The 18,567-nt window shown below is 38.0% G+C and carries 16 protein-coding genes and 1 pseudogene; 4 read left to right on the top strand and 13 right to left on the bottom strand.

Features of this window, described 5'->3' with window-relative positions:
- Nucleotides 1–174 precede the first annotated feature (174 nt).
- The 4 genes from ABD814_RS04075 to ABD814_RS04060 all read left to right on the top strand — a co-directional run bounded on the left by ABD814_RS04075 (nt 175) and on the right by ABD814_RS04060 (nt 6,493).
- Nucleotides 175–1,917 (top strand): ABC transporter ATP-binding protein, encoded by a 1,743-nt coding sequence (locus ABD814_RS04075; protein WP_344910597.1) that lies wholly within the window; start codon nt 175–177, stop codon nt 1,915–1,917.
- Nucleotides 1,910–3,703 (top strand): ABC transporter ATP-binding protein, encoded by a 1,794-nt coding sequence (locus ABD814_RS04070; protein WP_344910596.1) that lies wholly within the window; start codon nt 1,910–1,912, stop codon nt 3,701–3,703. Before ABD814_RS04075 ends, ABD814_RS04070 begins: the two co-directional genes overlap by 8 nt.
- Nucleotides 3,704–3,949: 246 nt before the next feature.
- Nucleotides 3,950–4,909: an IS30 family transposase gene (locus ABD814_RS04065; RefSeq protein WP_344910594.1), complete on the top strand. Its 960-nt coding sequence runs from the start codon at nt 3,950–3,952 to the stop codon at nt 4,907–4,909.
- Nucleotides 4,910–5,323: 414 nt separating this feature from the next.
- The gene (locus ABD814_RS04060; RefSeq protein WP_344910592.1) at nt 5,324–6,493 is read left to right on the top strand and encodes a GNAT family N-acetyltransferase; all 1,170 of its coding nucleotides are present in this window, start codon (nt 5,324–5,326) and stop codon (nt 6,491–6,493) included.
- 50 nt (nt 6,494–6,543) lie between these two features.
- Here the strand turns inward: ABD814_RS04060 and ABD814_RS04055 are convergent, their stop codons facing one another.
- The 13 genes and pseudogenes from ABD814_RS04055 to ABD814_RS03995 all read right to left on the bottom strand — a co-directional run bounded on the left by ABD814_RS04055 (nt 6,544) and on the right by ABD814_RS03995 (nt 18,418).
- A complete protein-coding gene (locus ABD814_RS04055; protein WP_344910590.1) occupies nt 6,544–7,584 on the bottom strand; it encodes a M42 family metallopeptidase in 1,041 nt (346 codons plus the stop codon).
- An 81-nt stretch (nt 7,585–7,665) separates the two neighbouring features.
- Nucleotides 7,666–8,439 (bottom strand): ABC transporter permease, encoded by a 774-nt coding sequence (locus tag ABD814_RS04050; protein ID WP_344910587.1) that lies wholly within the window; start codon nt 8,437–8,439, stop codon nt 7,666–7,668.
- Nucleotides 8,402–9,400: an ABC transporter ATP-binding protein gene (locus ABD814_RS04045; RefSeq protein WP_344910585.1), complete on the bottom strand. Its 999-nt coding sequence runs from the start codon at nt 9,398–9,400 to the stop codon at nt 8,402–8,404. The genes ABD814_RS04050 and ABD814_RS04045 overlap by 38 nt, the downstream gene beginning before the upstream one ends.
- Nucleotides 9,401–9,777: 377 nt before the next feature.
- A complete protein-coding gene (locus ABD814_RS04040) occupies nt 9,778–10,008 on the bottom strand; it encodes an excisionase family DNA-binding protein (RefSeq protein ID WP_344910583.1) in 231 nt (76 codons plus the stop codon).
- Nucleotide 10,009: 1 nt separating this feature from the next.
- Nucleotides 10,010–10,870, bottom strand: a complete 861-nt coding sequence (locus tag ABD814_RS04035; RefSeq protein WP_344910581.1) for an RluA family pseudouridine synthase — start codon at nt 10,868–10,870, stop codon at nt 10,010–10,012.
- Between the two features lie 18 nt (nt 10,871–10,888).
- Nucleotides 10,889–11,434, bottom strand: a complete 546-nt coding sequence (locus ABD814_RS04030; protein WP_344910579.1) for a GNAT family N-acetyltransferase — start codon at nt 11,432–11,434, stop codon at nt 10,889–10,891.
- A 76-nt stretch (nt 11,435–11,510) separates the two neighbouring features.
- Nucleotides 11,511–12,686, bottom strand: a complete 1,176-nt coding sequence (locus ABD814_RS04025) for a cation:proton antiporter domain-containing protein (RefSeq protein WP_344910577.1) — start codon at nt 12,684–12,686, stop codon at nt 11,511–11,513.
- Nucleotides 12,687–13,553: 867 nt separating this feature from the next.
- Nucleotides 13,554–14,233 (bottom strand): annotated as a pseudogene (locus ABD814_RS04020) (DUF3169 family protein).
- A gap of 46 nt (nt 14,234–14,279) precedes the next feature.
- Nucleotides 14,280–14,492: a helix-turn-helix transcriptional regulator gene (locus tag ABD814_RS04015; protein ID WP_344910573.1), complete on the bottom strand. Its 213-nt coding sequence runs from the start codon at nt 14,490–14,492 to the stop codon at nt 14,280–14,282.
- 179 nt (nt 14,493–14,671) lie between these two features.
- Nucleotides 14,672–15,082: a hypothetical protein gene (locus tag ABD814_RS04010; protein WP_344910571.1), complete on the bottom strand. Its 411-nt coding sequence runs from the start codon at nt 15,080–15,082 to the stop codon at nt 14,672–14,674.
- 141 nt (nt 15,083–15,223) lie between these two features.
- Nucleotides 15,224–15,421, bottom strand: coding sequence for a hypothetical protein (locus ABD814_RS04005; protein WP_344910569.1), 198 nt, complete (start codon nt 15,419–15,421; stop codon nt 15,224–15,226).
- Nucleotides 15,422–15,874: 453 nt separating this feature from the next.
- On the bottom strand, nt 15,875–17,797 hold the full coding sequence (locus ABD814_RS04000; RefSeq protein WP_344910568.1) for a right-handed parallel beta-helix repeat-containing protein: 1,923 nt from the start codon (nt 17,795–17,797) through the stop codon (nt 15,875–15,877).
- Between the two features lie 135 nt (nt 17,798–17,932).
- Nucleotides 17,933–18,418, bottom strand: coding sequence for a sigma-70 family RNA polymerase sigma factor (locus tag ABD814_RS03995; protein WP_344910566.1), 486 nt, complete (start codon nt 18,416–18,418; stop codon nt 17,933–17,935).
- Nucleotides 18,419–18,567: the final 149 nt, after the last annotated feature.

The raw sequence follows: 18,567 nt of genomic DNA, 5'->3' as shown, positions 1-18,567 counted from the left end.
AGATGGTAAAATTTAACTCACAGTTTGAGCAAGTAATATGCATTTAAATAAATTTACTCTTCATAGCTAATATATAAGTAAGTTTCTTGACTATATAATTGTAAATGATAAAATGTTTGAATGGGTGCCGCTGCTTTCGCAGTGGTTTAATTTTTTATAGAAGGAGGTCTTTTAGTGTTATATGTTTGGAATTACGTTAAAAGACACAAGAAGTTATTATTTTTGAGTTTATTTGGAGCGATTTGTTTTGTGATTGTCAACTTAGGTTTACCAACTATTTTGGCCCTGATTATTAATGATGTACTCGTAAGTCAAGACACAGGGCGATTGTATTTTTTAGTTGCGATCATGGGAGTTGTTATTATATTCGGTTTGGTTGGCAACATAATCTTAACTTATGCATCTAGTCGTTTAACAAATGAAACGACTAGAGACATTCGAAATGATTTATACGATAAAATTAGTGAATTTTCACATGAGGAATATGAAAAAATAGGTGTTTCTTCATTAGTTACTCGAATTACCAATGATGCATTTGTTATTTTACAATTTGTAGAGATGGTTCTTAGGATTGGGTTTAATACACCATTGATGTTTATTGGTAGTATTATTTTAATTATTCAAACGAGCCCTTCACTATCATGGATTTTAGCTGCTGCTTTACCAGTGATCTTATTGGTAATTTATTGGATTGCTAAAAAATCTGGACCATTGTCTGATAAAATGCAAAAATTATTAGACAAATTAAATACTTATTCAAGAGAGAATCTGACGGGATTACGAGTGATTCGAGCCTTTTCAAGGGAAGAGTATCAAGAAGAAAAGTTTTCGGGCGTGAATAGAGATTATGCAAATACTGCACAATCTTTACACAAATTGATGGGCTCAGCTATGCCCATTTTCTATCACGTTATGGCTGTCGTGATAACATTTATTTTCATATTTTCACTAGATCCAATTGGTGCTGGAGAAATGCAAGTGGGAACATTGGTTGCTTTTGTTGAATACGCTTTTCATGCGTTGTTTTCTGTTTTAATGTTTTCACAAATATTTATGATGTATCCACGTGCAAATGTTTCAGCAAATCGATTAAAAGAAGTAAATGACATGCCAATTTCAATTACAAGTAAACCAAACGGAATTACCGAAACAAAAACTCATGGTTACATCGAGTTTAATGACGTATCTTTTGCATACCCTGGTGAGACAGAAAACCCTGTGCTTCATGATATTAGTTTTAAAGCAAAACCGGGTGAAATTATTGCGTTTATTGGTAGTACTGGAAGTGGAAAGTCGACTTTAGTGCAATTAATTCCACGATTTTTTGACGTGACTTTTGGGCGTATTGTCATTGATGGGGTAGATGTACGTGATTATGATTTAGATGCGTTAAGAAATAAAATTGGTTTTATCCCACAACGTGCATTACTTTTTACCGGAACGATAGGTGATAACTTACGTTTTGGAAAAGATGATGCAACAGATGTTGAATTAGTTAAAGCATCAGATGTCGCTCAAGCACGTGAATTTATTGAACGAATGGAAGAAGAATATCACTCTTATTTAAGTGAGGGTGGAAGTAACTTATCCGGTGGACAAAAACAACGTTTATCGATTGCAAGAGCAATCGTCAAACAGCCAGATATTTATGTGTTTGATGACAGCTTTTCTGCATTAGATTATAGAACAGATGCAGAAGTGAGGCGCCGTCTAAAAGAGGTAACGGGTGAATCAACAGTCATTATTGTTGCCCAACGCATTTCTAGTATTAGAAATGCCGATCAAATTATTGTCCTTGAAGAAGGGAAAATTAAAGGTCGCGGAACACATGAAGAATTAATGGAAAACAATTCAATCTATCAAGCGATTGCTAAGTCACAACTAAAAGAAGAACAGGAGGGGAATTTCGATGAATAATGATGAAACAATTAAAAACAATCAATCGATGGTTGGAAGTTTCAAGCGGATTTGGCCATATTTAAGAAATTATAAGGGTCGCACATTTACTGCTCTGTTTCTAGTTTTTACTCAGGTCATTACGAATGTACTTGAACCATTTATTTTTGGTTTAATTATTACTGAAATCTCTTCTAATGTTTTAGATATGATCAAAGGTGTACCAAGTGCTGGATTAAATTACTCATATATTTATACAATAATTATTATTTATTTTGTTCGAGGCCTAATTAACCAAGTGTCTGCTTTTGGCTCAAACTATTATATGACAGAAGCTGTTCAAAACATGACGTTTGATTTACGCGCCGATATTACAAATAAAATGAATCGTTTACCTATTTCATATTTTGATCGACACCAATTTGGGAATATTTTAAATCGAATTACGAATGATGTGGATACAATCGCTAATGCTTTTCAAGTTTCACTACTACAAGTATTTAATGCGATCTTACAATTAATATTTGTTATTGCTATGATGCTTTGGATTCAGTGGCAATTTGCTTTAATTATGTTTGTTGTCATTCCTTTATCAGGTTATATTGCTAAATTCATTATTGGAAAATCACAAATTCACTTTAAACAACAAGCGGATGTTTTAGGGCGGATGAATGGCTTTGTTCAAGAAAACTTAACTGGATTTAATGAAATTAAGCTGTATGGCCGAGAGCATCATTCAAGTGAAGAGTTCCGGACAATTACTGCTAAATTAAATGCTGTTGGTTTTAAAGCAAGTTTTACATCTGGTTTAATTCGACCACTGATTACATTTGTTGCACATAGTGCATATGTTGTTATTGCGTTATTTGGAGGACTTTTAACGTTAGCAGGTCGATTGACTATTGGTAACTTGCAGGCATTTACACAATATGTATGGCAAATCAACCAGCCAATGCAAATGCTGTCTCAACTTTCTGGATTAATTCAAAGTGCAGCAGCTGCGATTAATCGTGTCTATGAATTGCTTGATGTGGAAGAAGAGACTCAGGCGTATTCACAAACAATCGACAGACCGGTCACTGGGGAAGTATCATTTGATAACGTATCTTTTAGTTATGATCCAGAAAAACCATTAATCCAAAACTTTAATGTTAATGTAACGCCAGGTGAAACAATCGCAATTGTTGGACCAACAGGTGCTGGAAAAACAACCATGATTAATTTGCTGATGAGATTTTACGATATTGATCAAGGGAAAATAATGATTGATGGAATGGATATCAGGTCTTTACCGCGCCAACAATATCATTCTCAATTTGGGATGGTACTGCAAGATACGTGGCTCTTTGAAGGTACGATCAAAGAAAACCTTCGCTTTGGAAACTTAAATGCGACGGATGAAGAGATAATTGAAGCTGCAAAAGTAACGAATGTCGATCATTTCATTCGAACATTGCCAGGCGGATATGACATGCAACTCAATCAAGAGTCCTCAAATATTTCTCAAGGTCAGAAGCAATTATTAACGATCGCTCGTGCCTTATTATCTGATCCGAAAATTTTGATTTTAGATGAAGCAACCAGTTCTGTTGATACACGATTAGAAATTTTAATTCAAAAAGCAATGGATCGTTTAATGAAGGGGCGGACAAGTTTTGTTATTGCTCACCGTTTGTCGACAATTCAAGATGCTGATCGTATCTTAGTTATGGATAATGGACAAATTATCGAACAAGGAAACCATCATGAGTTACTAAAACAAGGTGGTTTTTACAGTCAACTTTATCAAAGTCAGTTTGCAGAATAAAGTGAAACTTCAATCAGTGGGAGTCTAACTGACAGTTGCACTGCAATAAAAAAGACTGAGCTATTTCAGTCTTTTTTTAATGTCTTCTTTAACAAATGTTATGAAGTAGAAATCTGCAAAACACAATTAAAATCTATTCTATGCTATTATTAAACTACGCCGATTGTATAATTAAGCGAGACAAAAAAATGACATGTTGTGATACACTCAAATTAACCTACCAAAGCTAAGGAGAGTGCATCAAACATGTCATACACCCATCTTACCAAAACAGAACTTATATTCATAGAGGAATATTATTCAATCGGTCTTAAAGGTCGCCAGATCGCCGAAAAACTTAACAGAGGTCATGAGGCCATTTATCGAGTCATTAGGCAACTTAAAGATGGCAAAACAGCCATTGAAATTTACTTAGATTACAAGAAAAACAAACAAAAATGTGGACGTAAGCCAATTCAGTTAACTCAAGATGAAATGGAACATATCAATCAAAAAGTAGCTGAAGGTTGGACTCCAGATGTCATCATTGGTAGAAAAGAAAAGACCATCTCTTGTGGCATGAAAACACTTTATCGACTGTTTGAAAAAGGTATCTTCAATCAAAACAAACTACCAATGAAGGGCAAAAGAAAACCCAATGGTCACCAAGAAAAAAGGGGTAAGCAAGCTTTCAAACGTGGCATTGATGACCGAAATCAAGAACACCCAAATTATCAAAAAGAGTTTGGGCATCTAGAAGGAGACACCATTGTTGGTAGGCATCACAAGAGTGCTGTCATCACTTTGGTCGAACGCATGAGCAAATGTATTATTGCGATTAAGCCTAAAGGCAGAAAGGCTCGTGACATTGAAACAGCGTTAAACGATTGGTTTCAAGGCATACCGAAACACTTGTTTAAATCCATTATCTTTGACTGTGGAAAAGAATTTTCAAACTGGAAAAGCATCAGCAATGATCAGGACCTTGATATTTATTTTGCAGATCCAGGAACCCCTTCACAAAGGGCTTTGAACGAAAACTCAAACGGTCTCCTCCGAAAAGATGGACTACCAAAGGAGATGGACTTTAACTCAGTGACACAAACATTTATTTCAAGCGTCGCTTCTAGAAGAAACAACATTCCTAGAAAATCATTAAATTATCAAACACCAATTGAGTGTTTTATGAAACATGTGAACAATGAAACTTTGTCTCGCTTAATTTGACAAATGAAAGTATCTATACTAAGCTAAATTTAGAAAGGTACTTTTTTAATACGAATAATCTATCTTTATATAATAAATCAGCTTCACTAGGGTTGTGTAAATATAGTCATAATTTTCAGATTTCATATTTTTCTAACAGCTCAAAAAAGTAAATGCCCAATTAAAGGTGGTTCTATGCATTTGGATAATGTTTACAATTAAGCAAGAGTAACAGTGTTGATGCTAGTTAAGAAGTACCCGTTCCTTTTATTTTTTGTAACCAGATATAAGCTGGCTTCCTTAAGGCTGCTTTTAAATAACGATTAATCTGTAAAAGCGTTCACTTACTGTTTGTTTTGTTTTTATTTTTCCTTTTCATAGTTACACAAATAAGCTAACATGATAGAATACAACATTGCGTTTGGAGGGGTTATTTTGAATGAAATTAAACTGCTAGACAAATCATACAATGAAGAAATTGTTGCGATGAACCAATTTGCTTTTCAATACGAATTAACTGAACAGGAACAATTAGCTGAGATAAACAAAAAAAGCGATGCTCAGATTTTGGGATGGATCATGGATGATCAGCTAGCTGCGAAAGTGCACGTTATTCCATTGTCAACGTATATTAATGGTCAGTTATTTGAGATGGGTGGAATTGCTGCTGTTGCGACATGGCCAGAATATCGCAGGCAAGGAATGATCAAAAAGCTCCTACACCATTCATTAGCAGAGATGTGCAAAAATGGTCAAACCGTTTCATTCCTCTCGCCTTTTTCATTTCCGTTTTATCGGAAGCTTGGTTGGGAGCTTATTTTTACCAATAAAGAATATCAAATCCCAATCAGTTATTTTAAGCAAGATTGGCAGGCAAATGGTTATTTAAGACGAGTCAAACCAGACCCAGCTTTCCTAGATCACATTTATCAATCTTTTGCAAAAAATTATACTGGGATGCTTAATCGAACTGAAAAATGGTGGCGGGAAAGAATTTTAAAGAATGCGAAGCAAATTGCCGTTGCTTACTCTGATACAGGTGAACCAGAAGGCTACGTGATCTATCACGTGAAAGACAGTCGATTTACAATTAAAGATTATGCCTACAGTTCATTAAATGGTCAGAAATTGTTACTTGAATTTATCAGTAATCATGATGCCAGTGTTGAACAGGTTGAGCTGACCGTACCAGAGAATGATCAATTGGCACTTCTCTTAAACCATCCCACCTTTGAACAAAAAGTCAATCACTATTATATGGGGCGAATTGCTGATGTGCTTGGATTTTTGAGGAAGTTTCCATTTAATAATAAGGTACCAAACAAGTCAATTTCAATCACTGTCGAAGATGGATTTTTTGCAGAAAATAGTGGGACTTATCAGCTGACAAGCTCTGCTTCAGGTGTGGATGTAGCTAAAATCGATCAAAACGAAAGTGACATCAAAGTGAGCATTCAAATGTTGACAATGCTCTTTCTCGGTTACAAACGTCCGCTTGAACTGTATCATCTTGGGCTAATTCAAGGTGACCTCGAAGCAATTGAGCAACTTGAAGCTTTCATTCCAGTACAACAAACTTATATTACACCGGCAGATCATTTTTAAGCAAAAACGAGCGGTTACTGTAAAATTACAGTGACCGCTCGTTTTATTAGTTAGTATGAAATCAAATCAGACATCAAATACTTTTTAATCAACTTTTCTGTCTCTTCAAGTGAATCGACGTGTGTCCGTTCAAACGCGTGTGATGAATCAATGCCAGGACCAATTAACCCATGAATAATATCATGACCCGAGCGAATCGCAGCAGATGCATCTGAGCCGTAATACGGGTAGATATCGACTTTATATTTGATCTGATTCTCTTCAGCGAGCGAAACCAAATGCTTGCGCAATCCATAGTGATACGGGCCACTCGCATCTTTGACGCAGATCGAGACCGTATACTCATCCGTTGATTGACCGTCACCCATCGCCCCCATATCTACCGCCAAATATTCAACTGTTTCTGGGCTAATATTTGAGTTACCACCATAACCGATTTCTTCATTATTTGAAATTAAAAAGTGCGTAGTGTATGGTAATTTAACATTGTCCTCAACCATTTGACGAACAACTTCCATCAAAATTGCCACACTCGCTTTATCATCTAAGTGACGGGATTTGATAAATCCATTTGCTGTTTCTTCAACCCGAGGATCGAACGAAACAAAATCACCGACTTCAATCCCAAGTGCTCTCACCTCGTCGGCAGAGCCAACTTTCGCATCAATCCTTACTTCCATATTATCTTGATTACGCTCAGCTGACCCAGCATCTTGATAAACATGGACAGATGTTTGACGCATTAAAATCGTTCCAGTATGAATCTCACCAGCCGCCGTCTCGATCTCGCAATACTCACCTTCAATTGAGTTATAACGAAAGCCACCGATTAAATCCAACTTTAAGCGCCCGTTCGGCTTAATTTCTTTTACCATTGCACCAAGTGTATCGACGTGTGCTGTCAACATTCGGTGCTCCTGATTATTCTCACCTGGTAATGTCGCGATCAAGCCCCCTTTACGGTTCCGCTTCGTTGCAACACCTAAGTCTTGAAAATATTTTTCAACAAACTGAATCACTTTTCCAGTGTTTCCCGATGGACTCGGAATCCCGACAAGTTGCTTAATTAAATCTACTTTTCGATTTGTCATTGTACTCCCTCTTTTCTGATTACTATTCTATCGTGAATCATTTCTCATAACAAGTGAGGAGAATTTTTGATAAAAAATTGTTTAATATTGTCCGAGTAAGCCTTTTTGTCTGGCGTATCGTTCGCAAGATAAGTAGAGTGTAAGACCGATGCCAAGATAAAGCAGTGCATTGACAATTAAAATCACAAAGTCTAGGTAACTAAAATCAGTAATATGATAATTTTCAATCATGATTGCTCGGATCATTTGCAAGCCTTTTGTGAATGGCAATATTAGTTGATAAATCGGCGTTGTTAGACTAATAAACGTAAGCCCGGCTAATATAAATTGAAAAACCTGTAAAAAAGCTTGGATTTGTTTTAAGACAATCGTTAAGCCTGCGATAATAAAAGACAAGCCAAACATACTAGCACAGGTTAAAATGAAGATTGGTAGGATTGAAATAAAATCGAGATTTAACCATTCACCGGTGGTCAGCATCGATAAATACAGTAAGGCAATGATCGCGATTGAATTCAGTAAACTACTTGCGAGCAGGCGAACCGTAAGAATTCTCCAGATACCACTCGGCGACATTCCCAATTGTTCAAAGGTTCCGCGCGTGGCTTCACTGGCAATTTCATAACCCATTCCATTGACAATATTCAATGATAAGTACCAAAAAATATAACTGACAATTGTATATTGAACGGTGACAGCTTGACTTTCTGGGCTGCCGATCAACTGAAGTCCATAAAACATGCCGATGAAAATAATATAGATCGTCATAAATTGCGCGATCGCATTTGGTGCATAACGTTTCATTTCGACTAATTGTTTACGAAAGTTCGCTTGAAACAGACGGATCGTTTGCATAGTCGCTATCCTCCTTAATAATTTCCATGAACACTTGTTCAAAATTAATCGTATTGCGATCAATATTTTCGACTGGTGTTTCGTTTTGTTTAAGAATATCAAACACCTGATAAATCTGCTCAGCACTCAACAACTCAACTGTCAGCTTCGGCTTAGCCTGTTCTGAGTCATACTCGAAGTTCGGAAAGCAAGCTGTCATTTGCGTTAATTGCTCTTCCGTTAAAAACTCCCCCAACGTGATTGTGTATTGGCGGGCATTAAATAATTCCATTAGCTCTTCAACACGATTGTCAGTAACGACTTTGCCGTGATTAATAATAATCACCCGTTCGCAAACAGCCTGAATCACACCCATATCATGCGAGCTAATGATGATCGTGCGGTTTTCTTTTTCAACAATCTGTTTGAGAATATCACGGACCTCATAGCTCGTCTCGACATCAAGACCGAGCGTTGGTTCATCGAGGAGGATAATTTCAGTGTCAGCGAGCATTGCAACTGCGATTGCGAGCTTTTGTTGCATCCCACGTGACAAGCGATTAACGAGTTCATTTTCTTTATCCTCTAAGTGAAAGAGCTGCAATAAGTATTTAATTTGACCTTGAACTTGTTTTTTTGACTTACCTCGATTTCCAGCAAAATATTCAAGGTTTTCTCTTACGGTGAGGCGCCAATAGAGGTTCCTGTTCCCTTCTAAAACAGCGCTAATATGATTCAGTGCTTTCAGTCGATGCTTGTCATTATCCAGACCATTAACGATAATTTTGCCTTCATCCATTTTCAACAAACCACAAATCATCTTAATCGTCGTTGTTTTACCCGCACCATTTGGACCGAGCAAACCAACGATTTCTCCCTTATGTACTTGAAAAGACACATCATCGACCGCTTTAACAACAGTATCCTCTTTTCGCTTTTTGTAGGTTTTCTTAACATTTTCAACACTTACAATTGGCTCCATTTATTCACCCCTAACAAATTGGTAAATCCATTATAACCTGAATTTTCTAAAAAATATACCAACTTGGGAATTATTTCATCTCAGTACTAAGACGGAGATTGGGTTAGATAGAACTAGCTGTAGCCAGTTCTTACGTTCTGATGCAGTTAATTAAGTGTGAACATACAGATAAAACGTTTCTAATTTTGTTTTATACGCGAAATTTAAGATTTACACGTGAATTCTGGGATTTGCACGCGATATTTGAATTTTACACGCGAATTTTGGGATTTGCACGCGATATTTGAGATTTACCCGCGATCGCGTGTAAACTTCAAAAAAAAGGAATCAAAATCTAACAAAAAATCACCCTCTATACAAATAGTAGGTGATTTTAGTTAATCTTCATCTTTTACATCGGGGCTTTCAGGAATCGACTCGGAGAGAATCTCATCAACAAGCGCCCGATAGTTTTCTAACTGTTTAAAGTGCGTATCAAATTGACTCGTATTGACTAAATACTGATCGCCATCATGGACAGCACGAATTTTGCGTTCAAAAATTAATTGGCGCACTTCTTGCTCTGAAATCTCTAAATACTCAGCCGCTGCAGCAATCGAAACATACATCTTACTTCACCTTAAATTGCTTCGGTCTCGGCGCTTCAAACCGAACAAGTTGCTTAGTTGTCGGATGCTTAAACGACAACACCGATGCATGTAATCCGAGTCGACCAATTGGATTTCCAGTTGCGCCATAACGCTTGTCACCAACAATCGGATGATTGATTTCCGCCAACTGAACCCGAATCTGATTTTTACGCCCCGTCTCCAACTCAACCTTCAACAATGAAAACTGCGAACCCGTTCTGACAACTTTATAATGAAGAACTGCCTTCTTAGCACCTTCCGCATGTGGCGTCGTGTACACTTGATGCGTCTTTGTCTCTTTCAACCAAGACGTGAGCGTTGCCTCTTCCTTCTCAACCTTACCCTCAACGTAAGCAAGGTAACTCCGCTCCTCCACAACATCATGCCAACCTTTTTGTAACGCAAATTTCGTGTGTTCATTTTTTGCAAAAACAACAACACCCGATGTATCACGATCCAATCGGTGGACAATAAAAATCCGTCCTTTTGGATTCTGCTGCTTCACATACGCCGTCAATTCACGATATGCCGTGCGCTGATGATCATTCCGTTGCGAAGCCATCGTCAAGAGACCCGCTTCTTTATTAACAACGATTAAATCATCATCTTCAAACAGAATCTCAATACCCTTCAACGCATCAATCAACGGCGCCTCACTGAGCACATCAACCTGTTGCCCCGGCAACAACACAGCATTAAACTTCGTCTCCGACTTACCATCAACTAGAATCTGCCCACGCTTGAGCACACCCTTAACATGATTCCGACCTCGATCAATATTAGCTAGCAAAAACGGTAACAATTCCGTCTCCTTTTCAACTTGAAACGTCTGCTTTTTCATTCTATTCCAACTTTCTCTTTAGTTCATCTGCCAATCTCTCTTTAACATACCATAAATCTCATGATCAACAAAACGATCGTTGACCCATTCCTTCTCTCGAATCGTCCCCTCATGGACAAAAGCTAACTTTTCCGCAACCCCACGACTCGCCAGATTGCCCGTTGCCGCCCGAATCTCCACACGATTCAAATCCATCCGTTCAAACGCATGATCAACCAACACCCGCACAGCCTTCGTCATCACACCTCTTCGAACAAAAGACTCACCGAGCCAATAACCAATCTCAGCATTTTTATTTGACCAATTAATCTGATTAAATCCAACCAATCCGGCCACTTTATCATCAACCATAATAACCACCGTAAACGCCTTCCGATCCGCATTATCACGAACCGCCTTCTCAACAAACGATCTCGTATCCTCGATAGCTTTCGTTAAATCAACAAACGCCAAATACGATCGCAAATGCCCACGCGACTGATCAATCAACGTAAACAAATCCTCTACATCACCTAACTCCAAAGGCTTCAACGCCAAACCAGGCTCAATCTCATATAAAAACATAACCATCCCTCCATCTTTAAACCATTATAAACCAACTCAATCAAAACCGTTAGTTCTTTTATCAAAAATTGCTGAACTATTTTTGGGTGAGCAGATGTGGTGCAGCAAGTCTAATTCCGATCGCGCCTAATGGAGCTGTCACAACAATTGATAAGACGGCAATTGCCAAGATGATCCCACCAGACTGTAGACCCGCGGCCAGCGGTAATGAACCGATCGCTGCTTGAACCGTCGCTTTTGGTAAATAGGCAATCATACAAAAAAGACGCTCCTTATATGTGAAGTTTGACCGAGCCGTCGCGAGCCAAACACCAACGCTGCGTGCGATCAATCCAATAAAAATAATCACAAGTCCGATCAACCCGGCTTCAATCGCAACCTTAATATTAACCTCAGCCCCCACAAGTGCAAACAAAATAATTTGCGCAAACACCCAGATCGCCGCCAGTTGACGCGAGAAAATTTTTGCCTGAGCAGGTGCACGATCTAAAATCACAAAACCTAGCACCATCACGCCTAATAAACTGGCTAGCTGGAGCGATTCGCCTATGTAAAAGTATAATGTTGCGAATGTGAGCAAGATTAGCAGGAGCTCAGTGTGTTTTAGAGTGATGTGTTTTGAGCGGATCAGCGGTAGCATGAGTAGTGCTACAATAATCCCGCCGATGATTCCCCCGATAATTGAATAAGGAATTTTGGCTAAGACGGATAATATGCTCTGTTCGACACCTGTCGCTGATGCAAAAAAGAAACTAAATATGGTAATCGCAAACACATCATCAATTGACGTGCCGGCTAATAGTAGTGTTGGAATCCCTTTGTTTGTTCCATAACCTGACTCTTCTAACTCGATCATGCTTGGCACAACGACCGCTGGTGAAACAGCTGCTAAAATAAACCCGAGCATGCCTCCTTCTATTAGTGTGAAATCGAGTAGGAGGTGGCTGACAAGCATCACGGTAACCCCCTCTAGCAAACAGGGGATCAGACTGATTTTTAGTGCCGAGCGACCGACTTTTTTTAGTTGTTGCCACTGTAAGCCCAGACCCGCCCGGATTAAAATAATGATTAACGCAAATTGCCGGAGATCCTGTGACACGAGTAGTAGATTTTGATCCAGCAAGCCAAGCACGTGAGGACCCAGTAGAGCTCCAACGATCAACAGACCTATTAAACCCGGCAAGCGGAAATAGCTGACGATTTTCATCGCCACAAACCCAACAATCAATAATAAAGCTAAACTCAATAACATCCCATCACCTCAATCGATCCTACCCCTATTCAATCTATCAATTATCAGATCGTAAAAAGTTATTCATTGTACTTCACAGTCGTTTTCCGCCGATTTCTGATGATTAGTTTCTATTCGTTAGAGATCACACCTAGGTAGAGGACGATCTCTGACGATTAGTACTTATTCGTTAGAAATCACACCTAGCTAGAGGGCGATCTCCGACGATTAGCTCTTATTCGTTAGAAATCACACCTGGGTAGAGGACGATCTCTGACGATTAGCTCTTATTCGTTAGAAATCACACCTAGCTAGAGGGCGATCTCCGACGATTAACCCTTATTCATTAGAAATCACACCTGGGTAGAGGACGATCTCTGACGATTAGCTCTTATTCGTTAGAAATCACACCTAGCTAGAGGGCGATCTCCGACGATTAACCCTTATTCATTAGAAATCACACCTAGGTAGAGGACGATCTCCGACGATTAGTTCTTATTCGTTACCTCATTAACGATTTTTGCGAGACAGAGGGCACGATTAGCGCCTATTCGTTACCTCATTAGCATTTTTTTCACGACCGAGGGCATGATTAGCACCTATTCGTTACCTCATTAGCGATTTTTTCACGACTGAGGGCACGATTAGCACCTATTCGTTACCTCATTAGCGATTTTTTCACGACTGAGGGCACGATTAGATCCTACTTGTTTCACTCCTGAACGAAACAACACCATACATATAATCACATCACGATCTGTTACAACAAATAAGCCCTAACAAAACACAATTTCGTGTGATTTGTCAGAGCTTATTCACGAAGAAGTTTAGTTTTGAACTTAACTTCTATTTTACCATATTAATTTGGCTTTGAATCAAGCGATTAACTTATAGAATTGTTTCAGATTTACTAAATTTCTTCGAATGATAAAAATACACAGACGATTGAAGGAGCCAAATTAAACCGATAATTATAATTGGACCGTTACCTACATCAAGGTATATTTTCGCGCCTATTGCCAGAGTAAGTAGCCCCATTAAAGCATATTCCATAAAAATATAGGTATGATAAGCTATTTGATATACTTGAGTTTTTTCCCCTTCATCCAAACTCGAAAATAATCCTTATTAAATTTCAAAGAAGTAGGATCACCCTTCTTCATTGGATCATTTGCTTGAATCATGCGAAAGATTTTAACTTCATTCATTGCACCTGGGAAAATTATAACAAGGAAAGCCAGTATCGATATTAGGATATATGGATTATCAAAATCAAAGGCAAACCCTACACCAATAAAACTTAATATAATGAATAAACGATTGAATAGCATCGCTCGAAATAGCATCTGCTTTGCTTTCTCTCGATGTAGATCATCATCCGCATCTATCATTTCATCAATCTGACTAAAATGTTGTTTTGCTTTTTGAATCCAAAAATACGATGGTATGAAGAATAACAAGATAACTGCAATCTGAATAAACAGGCTATATTCTACTACAATATCAAAATTTATCGTAAATTTGTTTATAAAGTAAAATACAATCGTTAGTCCAAATCCAATCACCATACCTGTGAATACTTGCTTTAACAACTTCACCCCATCACTTTTTTCTTTACTCATTTCCATCCTCCTCATAGCTAAAAATTTCCTCTACAGTGACACCGCACTCCTTGGCGATTTTCAGCGCCAACGTGACAGATGGCGAATAATCGCCCCGCTCGATTAGGCTAATTGTCTGCCTCGAAACACCGACACGCTTACCCATCTCCGCTTGATTAAGCCCCAATTTTGCTCGATACACTTTTAATTGATTATAAAGTGGCATATCATCATTCTCCTCCGACAAATTAATTAGTCATATTGACAACTTTGTTTGTCATAAATAGAATAACAGATGACAGCTATCATTGTCAATAACAAACAAAATAAGACTCTTATCGTTTGAATGATAAAAGTCTTTAGCAACCTATCTGTTTATTAGTTTTTAGCATTAGCTAGTTCATTTTATTCGGTCGGTTCATCTTTTGAAATATTGACCGTTCTAAATTTTCCGATAGGATATTTAAAGCGGTTAATACCTGAAAATAAATGTAGATGAATTTGTTTTAATCTTCTTGTACTTAATTGGAAAGGTCTAGGTTGGGATAACCATTCCGCAATACTGACAGAAACTCTATCAGCCTCTTCAGTTTCTTTATTTGCACTAGACGATGAGTAATATGCATCTAAATCCTGGTGAATATCACCATATGTCTTATTTCCTTTAATTTCTTCTTCTGATAATCCGACAAGGTATTCTGACGGTTTTAGTCCATCAACTTTCTGTAAACCAAAACTTGTTTGCCATAGATTTCGCTTATAGCTTTCCGAATTTTCATAAATAATTTCATCATAAGGTCGATCTTCACCAAACATTCACAGCACCCCTATCTAAAAATAACAGACGTCATTACAAACTAATTATATCACATTATCTGGTAGTAACTTAGCCTTTACTTAAGTACCAAAATCACAGAAACAATTAAAAAGACTTCCCAATTATCTTGGAAAGTCCAGTTATTTTTGCTTCTCTCGGCGATAACGATCAATAAACGGCCAAATCTCTCGAATGATCACAAGTACGAAAACACCAAATATAATTTGATTGATCAACTCACTCAAATCACCAATCAAAGAAAAAGCAATGATACCCAAAATATAAAAACCGATCATTGACCCATGCGCAATACGCCAGTCAAACTTATCATTCTTCATTATAAAAGCCTCCACTAATTACAAATACAACCGACAAATAGCACAGTAAGTCGCCGTACTACACCTCTTAACAACATTGTTGCAACTTGAACATTGAATGTAATTGGGTTCCGGACTAACTGTGCGATTTGCTCCCTTCGCTAACAAAGAACTAAATTGATTAATTGAACGAGTGTTAAACTTGAACGCAAACCAAAATAAAGTAGCAGCTAAAAATATCACGATTATGATCATCACAACAACCTCCGTTTAGGATTTTTTGCATTTCTAAGCATGATCTTCTTACTCTTATTTTAACTTATTTTCCATAATAAAGCTAGTTTATTCGGGGTTTTTTCAGTCTTTTTTTGTTTAAATTTATCTTTTTCAAAAAATAGATCAGACTAAATGTAATAAGAAAACATTATACTCAACAAAAAAAGAGGGATCAGTTCCCCTCTTTTTAAAATCTAATTAACCCCAGACTTTAATCCGGTTCTTACCTGCTTTAAGATTTGAAAGTGGACCTAAGACAGTCTTACCTTCTTTAACTTCGCCAAGTAAGTCAGTATCAAGCACTAACTCACCACCATGTGGCTTTTCAAATTCAACATCTGTTAAACGGACACGATTTAGCGTACTCGTTGAGTGAACATCACCTTTGAAGTCCTCAAAGTTTTCTGGAAGCGTTAACTCCAGATAAACTTCATTGCCTTCTTCGACAAGTTGGAATTCAGGATCAAAATCTGAAACAAGATTTGTTTCCTCACGCTCAAACGCCGTCGCACCATTCAAGTACGCATTATCATTAATGTAAACAGGCTGCTCAACAACGTTAAATGCACTGTGATCAGCACCCGTCGTATCATAAATCTTAGAAATATACTCTTCTAATGACGTTGTATAGCCTTTATAGTGTGCGGTTCCGACTTCATCAAGTCCCTCAGCACCAACAAAGATATTGTTATACCAACGATCATCTCCACCATAAACAGGCGCCGTTCCCTTAATATCTGTGCTATGTGGCTCATGATATGGTGTCGAGCGATCAAGCATCTTACGGTGAACCATATTTCCACGGACAATATTATTAATATAAGCCCCACCTTGAGCATGGTTATCTAACGCATAATCAGCCGTCAAGATATTATGATCAATCATGAAAGGACCACTCGTCACTTCGACAAACAAGTCACGGTTATTTCGGTAGAAAATGTTATGGCTAACTCGCGTACCTTGTAATTGCCAGTCTAACCAAATACCAAGTGATGTATCATGAATACGGTTGTTGTGAATATGCGTGTCAATCGGCGCATGTAACTTAATTCCACCAATTTCATGTCCCCAGAATTGACGCTTCATCGCAATATTATAAATATGGTTATTGTAAATTTCACTAAAAATACAACCTAAGTGTCCAACAACCCCGTTTTGACCACAATCATAAATCACATTATTTCGGACAATATGTGAACCAACTAATTCTTTGCTCCAACCCTGCTTATGAGCTGCAAAAATTGTTTCGATCTGATAGTGATAACCTGGCTTATCCTTACGCTTAGAGAAGTGGTTATCTCCAGTTGAGATTTCTTTACCTAAACTAATCCCACTTGTCTTAGCATCATGGACAATATTATCCTCAATAATCCACCCCTTACTCCAGTGTGGACCAATTAAGCCCGGTTGATCAGCTGTTGGTGGCGTCCATGGCGTAGCTGCATGTGCCATTTCAAAACCTCTAACCGTAATATAGTCCATACCTGTTTTTTCAGGGAAGAAAACTGTTTTACGAACATTAATTTCTGTCAATTCTTCATTCGGATTATACTCATGGAAGTTCGCATAAATCGTTGTATTCTCCAGATCTACTTCTGTATACCACGTATAAACGGTTTGCTCTGGATCATGCATTGGAACTGTTTTTCTTGTCCAGTGGTCGACCACTTCTGTTTGTTTTACTGGATTTTTAACTTCATCTAATGTCGGTACTTCATAGAATGACTTCCCATTCAGATAAACCTCACCTAAATGACGGTTTTTATTATCGACAATCCAGTCACCAAAGATTTCTTCCTTATACGGGTTGTAACTCCCGAAAAATTCATTAGGGATGACAACTTTCCATACAGTGCCATCTAGCTGTTCCCAAGTGTCAATTTGCTCTGATCCCTTGATCACAACCTTTTCACCCTCAGCACTCTGATACGTTATTCTACGCCATTCACTTAAGCCCGGATGTTGTGGATTCACCCACTCACGATACTCACCTTCGTGAACAATCACTGTGTCACCTGCAACAGCAACCGAAGCAGCCTTATTAATTGTTAGAAAAGGATCTTGTTTTGTCCCTTTCCCTAAATCAGATCCATTTTTTGCTACATGATATTCAAAAGTCAATTTGCATTCCTCCTTCACTATCTTTATTATATAACGCTTACAAAATCCTTCCTATTCAAAAATTCTTACTCTTTGAGACATTATTAGTGATTTTATCTGATTCAAGACAAAAAAGGAGGAATTACCCTTTTACAGTTAACAATCTAGTAACTTGCGAATTTTCACAACAGCTCGACGCTTCCAATGTCTTACTGCATTTGCCTTCAAACCATATTCTTCAGCAATTTCAACCAATCTTTTCCCCTGTAAAATTTGCCCCTCAAACCAGAGCCACTCCCGATCAGTTAGACAGCTCTTAATTTGTTGCAGAAAAACTGGATCCTGCTCATAACTTGATTCCGTAAAAACAAGCTGATCCCGTCGCTCTCGAATCAATAGCTCCTTCAATTCACGAACACGATTATTTTTTCTAAACAAATCGATCAAACGATAGTTCATCTTCGAATACGCATATGTTGAAAACTTCATCTCTCCCGGTCGATAATCCCTGGACGCTTGCCAAAGCGCAATTGCTAGCTCCTGATAGTATTCATACTCGGGATCCCTAACATGATACTTATTCAACAAATGATAAATCATCGGCTCATACTCTTTTAACAAAAGCTCAAAATTATCGATCATCCAACTGCTCCTAAGATCAGGCACCTGACTCTTTATTCCGCGGTGACTTAACAATAACGCACACTCAATCCTGACGCACCTTAGCAAAACACTCAAAAGCAAGTCTAATTCGCTATTTCCATTGGTTTTTCAGCAGCAAAATCAGTCGG

It is taken from the genome of Amphibacillus indicireducens (assembly GCF_039539605.1).
Taxonomy (GTDB): Bacteria; Bacillota; Bacilli; order Bacillales; family Amphibacillaceae; genus Amphibacillus; species Amphibacillus indicireducens.
This window is presented reverse-complemented; position numbering and strand designations above follow the sequence as displayed.

Coding starts and splice junctions, on each gene's coding strand:
- ABD814_RS04070 (WP_344910596.1), top strand. CDS start 1,910: ATGAATAATGATGAAACAATTAAAAACAATCAATCGATGGTTGGAAGT.
- ABD814_RS04065 (WP_344910594.1), top strand. CDS start 3,950: ATGTCATACACCCATCTTACCAAAACAGAACTTATATTCATAGAGGAA.
- ABD814_RS04055 (WP_344910590.1), bottom strand. CDS start 7,584: ATGACAAATCGAAAAGTAGATTTAATTAAGCAACTTGTCGGGATTCCG.
- ABD814_RS04050 (WP_344910587.1), bottom strand. CDS start 8,439: ATGCAAACGATCCGTCTGTTTCAAGCGAACTTTCGTAAACAATTAGTC.
- ABD814_RS04045 (WP_344910585.1), bottom strand. CDS start 9,400: ATGGAGCCAATTGTAAGTGTTGAAAATGTTAAGAAAACCTACAAAAAG.
- ABD814_RS04040 (WP_344910583.1), bottom strand. CDS start 10,008: ATGTATGTTTCGATTGCTGCAGCGGCTGAGTATTTAGAGATTTCAGAG.
- ABD814_RS04035 (WP_344910581.1), bottom strand. CDS start 10,870: ATGAAAAAGCAGACGTTTCAAGTTGAAAAGGAGACGGAATTGTTACCG.
- ABD814_RS04030 (WP_344910579.1), bottom strand. CDS start 11,434: ATGTTTTTATATGAGATTGAGCCTGGTTTGGCGTTGAAGCCTTTGGAG.
- ABD814_RS04025 (WP_344910577.1), bottom strand. CDS start 12,686: ATGTTATTGAGTTTAGCTTTATTATTGATTGTTGGGTTTGTGGCGATG.
- ABD814_RS04015 (WP_344910573.1), bottom strand. CDS start 14,492: ATGCCACTTTATAATCAATTAAAAGTGTATCGAGCAAAATTGGGGCTT.
- ABD814_RS04010 (WP_344910571.1), bottom strand. CDS start 15,082: ATGTTTGGTGAAGATCGACCTTATGATGAAATTATTTATGAAAATTCG.
- ABD814_RS04005 (WP_344910569.1), bottom strand. CDS start 15,421: ATGAAGAATGATAAGTTTGACTGGCGTATTGCGCATGGGTCAATGATC.
- ABD814_RS03995 (WP_344910566.1), bottom strand. CDS start 18,418: ATGATCGATAATTTTGAGCTTTTGTTAAAAGAGTATGAGCCGATGATT.